We start from the raw sequence: 12,030 nt of genomic DNA on the forward strand, positions 1-12,030 counted from the left end.
CTTCGATTCCTACTGGGACCAGAAAAACGCCGCATGAGGCATCTAAGGAAAAAATTTGTCCTGCACCCCCGGACGCCAGGCACGATGCGTTTGTGTCAGCACGGCGGGTAATGTGAAGCTCCATCCTGCATCCTCCCAATCGTCAATACCCTGCTGCACCAGCGAGGCAAAATGAAGATCGCCATTCACCATTACTGCATTGGCCTCACGAATCACTTCCAGGGCCCGATTGCGTCCTGCTTGCGGCCAGCCATTGGAATCCATGTCGGCCAGCATCAAATGGTGAGGCTGACAAAAGGGGGACTGATGGAGTACAGCCCGGAGAGCGGCTCCGTTTTGAGCCCAATCCCTGAGGAAATCAAGCTGACGTTCGCCTAATATTTGAAGATCTTCCCTGTCCAGGTTTCGTGTATCAAATTCCTTTTCATTGATCGTGTCCATCACCGGAATATTTCGTTCCCCACGCATGGCAAATAGCGGTTCCATGGCGTCGATCACATCCCCTGGAGCCGACTTGAATTTCCGGTCATTGATCAGTGCGAAACTGACGCCGCCCACGTCCAGACTGGTAGTGTAAACACGGATACCCTGTTCTATTGGTGTTGGATCGTAAGGATCCGGACGGTTACCCATCTGGGTGTATTCCACCATATTGACCCAATCCGGGTGCATACGATAACCACCCCAACAACGATCCTTGCCCATCGCCATGCCAGACTTTCCCCAAAGGTCGTTCGAAAAGACGTCGTGATCGTCCGGAACCATGACCGTCGGACGGTCCTTCAACAGATCGCGAAAACCAAGTATCGAGAGCCAGAACTTACCCAGATAATTGAGCGTCGCTCTCGGAACCTCCTCTTTTTCGGTGGCCAGGACCGTCCAATAACCCCCATTTGTTTCGTAGATCTGGTCTCCCGAAAAGAAGACCAGGTCGGGATCCTGAAGAAGGAGGTTTTCCACCAGAAATTGATTGGGAAACAATTCCGAGTGCGAACAGGACAAGCCGACCATAACAATAGTTTCCTTATCCATCGGATCCTTGCGAACCGTTCCGCTCCAGCTAGCCAGGGCTTCCCCGTCAGTTGAGTTCCAGCGGTAGGTTACCCGGTAGTCGTGGTCGATAGTGCTGTCCCAGTCATCCACCCGGAAAAGAGCGGCGCGGGACAAGGGTTCAATAGTGCTTTTTGCGACGGTGCTCCACCGCGAACCGGAACGGACCTGCAGTTCCGCCGTCTGCTTCGCCTCGTCCTCCATAGGCACGAAAAAGGCCATCAGTTTCAGCGTGTTGTTATGCAGCGTATATTGAGACCAGAGAATCGGCCCGAACGTTTGCTCCGGATGGGAGCTGAATTTTTCTCCGCTAAGCTCCCAGTCGGAAAACCAGAACTTCGGATGGTTCAGGTCATTGGCATCGCGCCGCTTGCGCATGGGAGGATTAAGTCCGTGACACGCGAGGGCCACGTTTCCGCTCAGGGATTCCCGCTCGATTGCCGATTCCAGAAAAGCTATTTCTTTGCCTGAAACAGAAACCGTCAATCGCACCTTGGCTACTTTGGCCGCATAGACAACGTTGAGTTCCAGCACGGCGTCCTTCATGTGGGTTGAATTGAGTAAGGACTCCGAGAATGCTGAGCCTATAAGCAGACGCCCATCCGTAGAGAAGCCGGCCTGCAGCGGTGGCTCCTGAATCAATTCTTCCGCAAAGCCACTTTCCAGGTCGTGCAATATATTCGACCGATAGTCATTCCGATGGCCTACTGCTCCAAATTTGAAGCCCACAAAGCCAGGCGAATTCTGCGAACTGCTTTGCCCTTCCATAAGCCCCAGGCGCACCCGCATTGAAAAATCTCCATTTCCCTCCTTTAACTGGTGAGTCAGTGCATGCACTTCGTTCACCCAACCCCCATGGGTGTTTTCGATTCGACCGTTAGAAAGCCTCCAGTTCATCAACGGATTGGTGAAGTATTCCGGACCAATCCAGCTCCGTGTTACACCATCTTGAAGAGGCGCTAAGTTTTGAGCAGAGGACGACAAAGTCCCTATCAGGAAAAGTGTCTGGAGAAGGAAACGTTTCAGGGACTTCATTATGATTTTTTGGGGTTTGCCGGGGCTCGGCGTTCCCGGGGATGCTACTTGGAAAAACACTAAATTATTTTGTTTATGTGATTCAAACCTTGTTACAGGCTGGAATGGCTTTGGATGCATCCGCCTTTGTACAACTTGTCGTGGAGTCACTAATAATGGGTTGAGAGTCTTGTTACAGTCGGCGAACCGTGGCGTAGTAGGCGCCAAGGGGAGTGCTGTCTGGTCCATGCAGAAATGTCCCCGTCAAGTCTACCGGTCCTTTATCCAAATCCAGAACAAAACGGGCAGCGTGGCTCCCGGAGTCAATTTTCAATTCGTGCCTGTCCTTATTGGTTTCAAGAATAGCAGAATGAATGGCAATGGCCTTTCCAGGCTCTTCGCGGAAAGCGGTGAGACCGGGTACAGGTTTTCCAGGCGAAAGGTCGGACTGAAGAGAAAGACCCAAGGACGGAGGCCAACGAGTAAGATTAATTTCATAACGACCCGCTTGATCTACCTCCAAATACCAGGTTCCCGTACCAGGTTTTCCACCGCGTATATAAGCCTGATGCCAGGGCGTAAGCTCGTCATTCGTAATCCAATCGTGACCGGTTAGTAGTGCGGGATTTTCGGCTGAGTTTCCAACCACGATGCGCGTTTCTTTTTCAAACCCCGGTGAAATACTAGCCCACCATTTCTCATAGTCTGACCGTAAGCGTTTCACCACTTCCGGATACCTGGAAGAAACATCGGTTTCCTGGCCTCGATCTTTTTTAATGTCATAAAGTTCCGTGCCGTTAATTAACCGCCACTGCCCTGTCATGGTGGATGACATACGCCACTTGATGGGATCGCGTACGCGCTGCGAGTCGGTAATAATGGTGCGATCCGGCCAAGGTGTGGGATTTTTATAAAGCAAAGGTGCCAAAGAACGACCATCGAAACTGTAGTCCAAGGGATAATTCAAGCCGCACAATTCTATCAAGGTGGGAAGCACATCGATATGCGCGGTCAGTTGGTCAATGTCCCTGGCTTCGGCCAATTTTCCTTCAGGCCAATGGAGGAAAAACGGCACCCGGTGTCCACCGTCATACTCGCTGGCTTTGCGACCTCTCATTCCTGCGTTGTAAATATTCTGGCCAGTGGCAGTTCCGTTATCCGTGGTAAAAATGAAAATGGTATTATCCGACACTCCTTTTTCCTCCAGATAAGCGCGCAGCTGACCAACGTTCTCGTCGGTGTTGGCGATCATGCCAAAGAAAATGGCTTCCTCATCCGATATCCCTTTTCCGGTATAAGGCTTCCAGTATTTATCCGGACTGTGGAAGGGTGAATGGGGAGCATTGGTGACAATGTAAGCCATGAACGGTTTTTCCTGGGATATACTCTCTCCGATAAAACGCGTGGCCTCCTGAAAATAGACGTCTGTGCAGTAGCCTTGGTATTTCTGAGACTTGCCATTGTGGATATAAGTGTCGTCGAAATAAGAGTTGTCCCAATAATCCGGAGTTTGGCCTACTCCACCGCCGCCGTGGTAAACTACTTCCTGGAATCCACGATCTTCGGGACGGTAAGGATAGTTGTCCCCCAAATGCCATTTGCCGAACATCCCGGTGGAATAGCCGTTGTCAGCGAACACTTGCCCGAAGGTAAGGGCTTCCGGACGTAGGAAGGAACGTCCCATAATAGTATGCCAGGGTCCGGCTCGGTTGGTGTAATGACCACTCATCAACGCCCCGCGTGTGGGAGCACAGGTCGGACTGACATGATAGTCGGTGAAACGGACGCTCTCATTATGGAGCGCATCCAGGAAAGGGGTCTGCAAAATGGGATTCCCGGTGCAGGCCAGATCGCCGTACCCCTGATCGTCCGTCATGACAAAGACCACATTTGGGCGGCTGCCCAATGCCCACACACTCGTTAATAGGAAAATAATTAAAAACAGTTTTGGTCGCATAAAATAAATATCAGATACGAATTAAATAGCCGGTGTAAGTATTATTTTGGACAAGCGTATCCAACCGCCGTTGTCCTCATCATCCAACTGGATCTTCAAACTGTGATTTCCCTTTTTTGCGATGTTGATGAGCCCGATACGCCGGGTCATATAACGCGGCATGGGACGCAGAATTTCAGTTTCTTGCTGATCCCAAGTATCACCCGTGTAAACGGGAACAAAAGTACGCATGTCGCCATCGATGCCTATCAGACCTTCCTTCAAGTCAGAATCCATGTCACAGGAGTATTCAATTTCCAGAATGTACTGCCCAGTTTCAGGTGAGTAAAACTCCCATTCAGCACTGCTGCCTTTCTTTTCCCATTCATGCAGGATGGGGAAATGCTGCCAATCACCAAAGATCTCCATCCAGCGGACTTTCTCCGTGTATTCGACCCCCTTGCGCTTTCCTTTAACGGCCAAGAATTCGTTGGTCTTACTGGGAACAACCCACTGTTTCGCATTGAACGAAATGGGTTCGCTATGATCCAGAACTATAACGGTAGCCTTAGGATCCGGTGAAACGGATGGCACCTGCAGGAAACGATCCTTTCCACTCTGCCCAATGCTCAAGGCTTGAGTATTTACAAGGAAACTGGCTTTTTCGATTTCGCCCGTCAATCCGGGTAACCAAACTCTGCCGTCTGTTGGCCAGTCACGAATGAATAAATAGGTTTTCCCCGGTTTTTGAGTCGCCTCAACCCACACCTGATTCCCCATATCGACAGGCCTGGAACCATAGATGGCTTCTGCATTGCGATGTACCCATTTCCCCACTTCGCGTAGAATAGTCAGGGATTCTTGCGGCACGCTGCCATCGCCCTTGGGGCCGATGTTAAACATGAAATTTCCTCCCTTGCAAAGGACCCGGATGAAACGATCGATGATCTCAGTATCCGTCTTCCAATTGTTATCCAGCACACTGTAAGCCCATGAATTATTGTGCGTATCGATACTTTCCCACAAGCCTTCTTTCAAGTAATCCGGTATCTGGCTGTCTCCCAAGGTTTCGAAATCGCCGAGGCCCTGGCCTATTCGACTATTGATTAGACAGTTTGGCTGCAAAGACTCGACCAATTCCTTTAGCTTAACGACGTCTTTTTCTGAAATCCCCTGGGGCGTATCAAACCAGATAAGACCAATCTCACCATACTGGGTAAGGATTTCCTTCACTTGAGGGATTACTTTTCCATACAGGTAATTTTCAAAATTCTTTTCGCTTTCCTCAAAATCCCAATCATTTCCGATGGCATCCTTCTCATGCCAATCCTGGGACTGTGAATAATAGAATCCCAGTTTTAGACCATGGCGTTTACAGGCCTCAGCCAGCAGTTTGATGGGATCTTTAGCGTAGGGCGTAGCGTCCACCACGTTGTAGGGGGAGGCCTTGGAGTGAAACATGGCAAATCCATCATGATGCTTGGAAGTAATCACGATGTATTTCATGCCGGCATCCACCGCCAATTGAGCGATTGCATCGGCGTCAAAATTGACCGGATTGAAGGATGAGGCCAACATCTCATAATGCTTCGCCGGAATCTTGGCACGATACATCAACCACTCGCTGATTCCGAAATACTTTTCGCCCTCCCAGATCCCGGCAGGATCGGAATAAAGCCCCCAATGAATGAACATGGCGAACTTGGAGTCCGGATACCATTGGTAATCCTTGTCGACGTGAATATTCTTTTTTGCGATTTCTCCCCAAAGCTTGTCCATTTGCTCCTTGCTCCTGACGGTTTCAGCAGAGGCATTTGATACCCAGATTAAGCTTACAACTCCGATAAGAAGTAAGCGGACCAGATTTCTTGTGTATACTGTAGAAATATTGAAAGACATCATTTTGAGAAGAACGGGGAAAAATCAAGCATGGGGCGAAAGGGGAGCGGGGAAAGACTGCATAACTACTTCAAAATGCTCCTAAGACCGCTTTCCCTTTCGATGGTATTTACCCCATGAACAGAACTACAATACATACAAAACAAGAAGAGTTTACCTTGAATAAACGAATTCGCTATCCTGTGTTTACAGGATGCGAATACTTACTTGGTTCAACTATATTAATTAAAGCTTAGACTCCGTCTGATCAGATTCCGTAAACTCCACCCATGATCCTAATGCCATTCAAACGATTGCTCTGTTTTGCTTTCTGTTTTGGACCAGGCCTTGCAGCTTCGGAAAAGGACCTTCAGTCTCTCAATGAGAGTATCCACCAATTATCTTTAAACGAGTTGGAACAAAGACGGGTTGATATAGCGGATGAACTTTCCAGATTGGCCCACTACAGTCTGCGAAGCGGCGTGGGATCTATTGGCTACCGCTCGATGCCGCACGATAATCCGGACCATGCCGAGTGGGTTGAAGTCAAGTTGGAAAAAGAAGTCCTCATCGATGAAATAATTCTGATTCCGGCCATTTGGCGTGACGCACAAAATGGTTTTGTAGCTGACGGATTTCCAAAAGAATTTAAAATTATTGCAGGTAAAAAAGGAGAATCTAAAGGAGACGTCGTTGCTTCATATTCGAGAGAAGATCCAATTCTGCCACGAATTGCTCCGCTGGTGGTACCGATTCGTAGAGTGGAGGCTGCATGGATACGACTTGAGGCCACCCATTTGTCTCCACGCTCCTACGACAACCGCTATATTTTGCAATTGTCGGAAATCATGATCTTTAGCGGTACCGAAAATGTGGCAATCAGAGGATCCACTACCACCTCCTCAGAGCAGAGAGCTGGCTCAGGGGCATGGCATAAAGACAATCTTATAAAAGGTTTTCTTCCCTACCTGTTGGACTCAGCAGAAGGAGAATCCAGCCTGGCATACGTATCTGAAAACGATATCGGAAACACACCGGAAATTACCTTCGATCTGAAAGCGGTCTATAGCATTGACTCGATTTACCTGCACGGGGTTGAACAGGGTGACACAGTACCTCAGGCATTTGCCGGGGATTTTGGGGTTCCAAGATGGCTTCAAATAATTGGAGCTACGAATCCTGATTTTTCCGATCAGGAAATTCTCTTGGACATTAAGGTAGAAAACAGTTTGGACACTGCCCCCATTTTAATGCTGCCGTTACAACCCCGCACCAGTCGTTTTGTTAAGTTCGTAGGCCGGATCCCCTACAAACTTCAAGGATTCGGTGAAGACGGTTCTGAGATTTCATTAAATCGTATTGGATTTTCAGAAATAGAAATATTTTCCATGGGAAAGAATCTGTCTCGAGGCAAGATTCCGACCACAAACTTTAATGAGGATTCACCCAATCGATCCATATTAAGCCTCACTGACGGAAATAACCTTTATGGAAAAATCCTTCCACTCCACGCTTGGATGCATCAACTGGCAAAAAGGCATGAACTCGAAGCATTACAACCTGTCGTTGAGCTGGCACTAACCCAAGGATACAATCAGCAGGAAAGCAGGCTTCGACTGCTCAGTTGGGCTATTGCAGCTCTGTTCGCTGGCACAATTATTTTTATACTCATAACACGCCATCTAAGGCAAAGAGCCATCTTTGACCTTCGCAATCGTATAGCTGCCGACCTGCATGATGAGCTCGGAGCCAATCTACACGCCGTGTCCATGCTTGGAGAGTTGGCTTCCAAATCAAAACACGATCCTGAAAAGATGGACGGATTGATTGACCGTATGCGAGCGCTGATTCAAAGAACGAGCAAGGCGGTCAAATATTGTACCAATATACTGGAGACGCCAGGACTCTATGAAGATTTCGAAGATGCGATGAAGAGAAATGCCGACCGCCTATTGGCAGACCTGGACCATGAACTCGTTTTCGAGGCAAGCGACATTATTGCAAAAATGCGCTCAAGCAGACGTATCGACCTGGTTCTGTTTTACAAGGAATGCCTCATCAATGTCATCCGGCATTCGGGATCCACCCACGTTGAAACACGTTTAACAACAGAGGATAGGAATCTTCACTTGCAGGTCAGTGATAATGGTCGTGGTTTCCCTGAATCTGAAAAAAGCAAAGTACCCACTTCACTGCGAAGACGAGCCAAGCTACTCGACGCAAAAGTAACCGTTACGAGTCCGGAATCCGGAGGCGCACAGGTTCACCTCATTATGAAAATTTAGTAATGCCCGATATGATTTCTGTTTTGCTCGTAGAAGATAATACCGAATACCGGGCAGTCGTAAATTTGGCATTGGATGACGAGAAAGACATTGAGCTAATTGCTGAATTCGGTACCCCGGAAATTGCGCTTCGCAGCATTCTGGATAAGTCCGTAAATAGTCCGCAAATAATTTTATTGGATTTAAGACTTCCAGGAATGAGTGGTCTGGATGCCGTACCCTATTTTCGAGAGTATTCGCCGAATTCAAAAATCATTATCCTGACCCAGTCCGATAATGAGGAGGATGTCCTTAAGGCAATTTCCCTGGGAGCTTCCGGCTATCTATTAAAATCTGCATCCATAAAGGTAATATTGACAGGAATCAGAACGGTCGCAGCGGGAGGTGCCAGTCTGGATTCCAGTGTCGCAAAATTCATTTTCCAAAAACTTCAGCACCGCCTTCCAAAAGAAAAAATTACGATTGAACTATCCCAACGAGAACTGGAGATCCTGGAACTACTCAGCCAGGGCCTGGTTAAGAAAGAGATCGCTAATAAACTCAATATTGGATACTCAACAGTCGATACGCACGTCAGTCACATCTACGAAAAGCTCCAGGTGAAAAACGCTCCTGAAGCGGTTGGGAAAGCCTATCGATTGGGAATTTTTTCTCCAGAAAAAGAAGATTCATAAAAAAGAATCCCCTCTGCCATTCACCCTCGGATCAGAGCTCTATTTGCTTGAAGAAAAACGATAAGCAAAGCCTTGGATGCAGTAGGTGAATTCAAAGATTATTTTAAGGTAGCGACGCTCTTAATTTGAGCGAAGACATAACTTCCAACCTGTAAGCCCAAATGCTCAGTAGATTTTTTTGTTATTCGCGAAAGCAAAGGAATTCCATTTGCTTCCAGTTTTACAACAACTTGCGATCCACCTGGATCAGTAATGCAAGACACCCGGCAAGGTAGAATATTGAGTATACTCGTGTTTTGTGGGGCCGTTTTTGTGATACTGACATCTCTCGCCTGGATAGTGACACGCAGCTTGGCTCCAACCGCCAGATCAACCCGTGGCAGCACAAATGGATTTCCTGCCACATTCAAAGTCGTTAGTCCAAATGACTCATCAATACTTTGGACGGTGGCATCAAACACTGAGATTGCATGATCGGCATTGGCAAGCGGAAGATCACTTCGAGTAAGCACTTCTGCAATCGCACCTGAGGCAGTTACTTTCCCTTCATTCAAAAGCACCAACCAGTCGGCTAAACGGGCAACTTCCTCAATGGCGTGACTCACGTAAATAATTGGAATAGAGAGACGCTGATGCAGCTTTTCCAAATAAGGAAGGATTTCGTTGCGGGCCCTAATATCGAGCGATGCAAGCGGTTCGTCCATAAGCAACAACTTGGGACTAGTTACTAAAGCTCTTGCGATAGAAACACGCTGTTTCTCGCCACCGGACAGTGCTGTTGTTCGTCGCTGCAATAAGGGAGCAATTCCGAGCCATTCAATAGCTTCGTCGAGCTGCACATTTCTTTCTGCCTCGGGAGTTCGATTAAAACCATAAAGAAGATTCTTCTGTACATTCAGGTGCGGAAATAATGTGGGTTCCTGAAACACAAAACCGAGAGACCTCCGGTGGGTTGGCCGGAAAATATTAGTGGTTTCATCCTGCCAAATGGATTCGCCGATTTTAAAAAATCCATTGGTGGCCCGTTCCAAACCAGACATACATCGAAGCATTGTACTTTTACCGGCACCAGAGTCCCCGAAAATGGCAGTGACTCCCGTGCTCGGAATCGACAATTCCACATCCAACTCGAACGGGAATTTGGAGATTTTGAATTTGGCCTCAATACTCATCGATTCAAGGTCATGGTTTTTCGATTCAGACTATAGACGATCACCAGAAGAATGAACGAGAAGGCTAACAAACCTCCAGCCAACCAATGGGCCTGGCCATATTCCAAGGCATCGACGTGATCGTAAATCGAGATGGAAAGCACCTTAGTTTCATTGGGAATATTTCCACCAATCATGAGCACCACTCCGAACTCACCGACCGTGTGGGCAAAACCTAAAACAGTGGCGGTAAGAAATCCCGGCCAAGCCAAGGGAACGATCACAGAAAAGAACCGATCCCAAGGACCAGCTCTTAAGGTTGCAGCGACCTCTCGGGGACCCTTGCCGATAGCGGTCATTGCAGCTTGCAGCGGTTGCACGACAAACGGCAAGGAATAGATTATCGAACCTATCACCAGGCCCGTGAAAGTGAAAACAATAGGCGATACCCCAACGGCATCGAGCATCTTTCCGATAGTCCCTGAAGGCCCGAAAGCAATGAGTAAGTAAAATCCAAGTACGGTTGGAGGTAGAATTATGGGCAATGCCACTGCTGCCTCGATTAGTGTTTTGTAACGAAAACGAGTGGTAGCTAACCACCATGCCAAGGGTGTTCCCAGAATGATTAGAATCAGTGTGGATATCGATGCCAGCCGAAGGGTGAGCCAAACAGCTGACCAATCTGAGCTTTCGAGTCCAATGGAATCTTTATTGGATTGCTGAGCTGCTTGAACAACGGCGGTTGTACTATATCCAAAAGCGTGAATGAGGTTTTGAGCCTGGTTGCTTTTTAGGAATTCAAGAAATTCCCTGGCAGCAATTTTGTCGGTTAATAGCACTGCCTGTTGTTCTATCGAATCATAACTTCCTGGATCAAATCTTGCGTATGAACCTCGAATCACTTGACCCGGTTTTGTGATCTGCGACAAGGAAACAAATCCAAGCTGTGCATTGCCACTGGATATGAATTGGAAGGTTTGTGAAATGTTTTCTCCTTGAACTATTTTGGAGGCGAGTGGCTCCCATAGATTATTGCCCACTAATAATTGTTGAGCAGCCTTTCCGTAAGGCGCTAATTTTGGATTAGCCAACGCCAGATGCCGGAATTCTCCCGTTCGCAAAACAGCTCCAACCGGATCGACTAATTTCTCATCAGGACTCCACAATACAATCTCTCCTATGGCATAGGTGAATCGAGAACCCTGGATAGCGTTCCCGCTTGCTTCCAACTGTTTCGGTCGCTCAACATCCGCTGCGAGTAAAACATCAAAAGGAGCACCATTCTCAATCTGTGCAAAATGCTTGCCACTGGAACCTGCTGAAAAAATGAGGTCATGTCCTGACTCCTCCTCAAATAGTGTCTCAAGCGCTCTTGCCGTTTCTGAAAAATTGGAAGCCACCGCTACCCTAACCTCATCCCCGGCGACTGAACTCGAAACAATGGAGGCCAGAAGGATGAAAAGCGAAATCAGTCTTAACAACATAAAGCCTCTTTCTTGAGACCTTGCCTAAAAGGTGTCAAGTGACTGCCATTTCTCATTCCTTAGATTTGTTAATCAACTGACCTACAGGAACTCGCTTGCGGTTCTTTTCCAGGTGGTAAGTCAAAGCAAGGGCTATGCACTCACTGAGCTTAGCATCAGGAATGGATTCTGTTTCCGAGAAAATAATGGCGCGATTGCCTTCATACCGAAAAGTATCTCCAAAACACTCTTTAAAGGAGTCTAACAATGTCGTTTGGCAATGCACATACATGGCATAGCCTCCTGGCTTCGATTTGATACTATCAATTCTTAAGGTGCTCCCACTGTTTGTCTCTGGCGTGAGGTAACTTGGTTGGCCCCACCTGAGTGTTTCCTCAATTTTTCCTACGCCAGGTGTACGTTTTGCTGCATCGAATATGAGCTTTCGAAAGTGAAGCATCCTTTTTCGAAGCCTCGGTGAATAAGATTCAAAGACGGCTTCAACCGATTTGTTGGAGAAGGATTTCATTTTTAGACCACTTTATAGTCGTAGGCGACATAACGTGTAAGTGTCTAATG

General features: G+C 47.7%; 8 protein-coding genes and 1 pseudogene. 2 read left to right on the top strand and 7 right to left on the bottom strand.

All coding sequences use genetic code 11. The features are described from left to right. Positions 1–42: 42 nt before the first annotated feature. The 3 genes from O3C43_22265 to O3C43_22275 all read right to left on the bottom strand — a co-directional run bounded on the left by O3C43_22265 (position 43) and on the right by O3C43_22275 (position 5,902). Positions 43–2,085: an alkaline phosphatase D family protein gene (locus tag O3C43_22265; protein ID MDA1069218.1), complete on the bottom strand. Its 2,043-nt coding sequence runs from the start codon at positions 2,083–2,085 to the stop codon at positions 43–45. A 172-nt stretch (positions 2,086–2,257) separates the two neighbouring features. After that, positions 2,258–4,021, bottom strand: a complete 1,764-nt coding sequence (locus O3C43_22270; protein MDA1069219.1) for an arylsulfatase — start codon at positions 4,019–4,021, stop codon at positions 2,258–2,260. A 21-nt stretch (positions 4,022–4,042) separates the two neighbouring features. Then, complete coding sequence (locus O3C43_22275) at positions 4,043–5,902, bottom strand: alpha-L-fucosidase (protein ID MDA1069220.1); 1,860 nt, start codon at positions 5,900–5,902, stop codon at positions 4,043–4,045. 275 nt (positions 5,903–6,177) lie between these two features. Here O3C43_22275 and O3C43_22280 point away from each other — a divergent pair, with 275 nt between their 5' ends. Both O3C43_22280 and O3C43_22285 read left to right on the top strand, forming a co-directional pair. Next, on the top strand, positions 6,178–8,163 hold the full coding sequence (locus O3C43_22280; protein ID MDA1069221.1) for a histidine kinase: 1,986 nt from the start codon (positions 6,178–6,180) through the stop codon (positions 8,161–8,163). 2 nt (positions 8,164–8,165) lie between these two features. After that, positions 8,166–8,837, top strand: a complete 672-nt coding sequence (locus O3C43_22285) for a response regulator transcription factor (protein ID MDA1069222.1) — start codon at positions 8,166–8,168, stop codon at positions 8,835–8,837. A gap of 98 nt (positions 8,838–8,935) precedes the next feature. On the opposite strand, the gene modC is transcribed toward O3C43_22285, so the two are convergent. The 4 genes and pseudogenes from modC to O3C43_22305 all read right to left on the bottom strand — a co-directional run bounded on the left by modC (position 8,936) and on the right by O3C43_22305 (position 11,980). Next, entirely contained in the window at positions 8,936–10,009 is a 1,074-nt protein-coding gene (modC, locus tag O3C43_22290) for a molybdenum ABC transporter ATP-binding protein (protein MDA1069223.1), read from the bottom strand. Then, the gene (gene modB / locus O3C43_22295) at positions 10,006–10,689 is read right to left on the bottom strand and encodes a molybdate ABC transporter permease subunit (protein MDA1069224.1); all 684 of its coding nucleotides are present in this window, start codon (positions 10,687–10,689) and stop codon (positions 10,006–10,008) included. Before modB ends, modC begins: the two co-directional genes overlap by 4 nt. 60 nt (positions 10,690–10,749) lie before the next feature. Beyond that, positions 10,750–11,472 (bottom strand): annotated as a pseudogene (modA, locus tag O3C43_22300) (molybdate ABC transporter substrate-binding protein). A gap of 52 nt (positions 11,473–11,524) precedes the next feature. Next, positions 11,525–11,980, bottom strand: a complete 456-nt coding sequence (locus tag O3C43_22305; GenBank protein ID MDA1069225.1) for a DUF1801 domain-containing protein — start codon at positions 11,978–11,980, stop codon at positions 11,525–11,527. Positions 11,981–12,030 lie beyond the last annotated feature (50 nt).

The organism is Verrucomicrobiota bacterium (assembly GCA_027622555.1).
Classification (GTDB): Bacteria; Verrucomicrobiota; Verrucomicrobiia; order Opitutales; family UBA2995; genus UBA2995.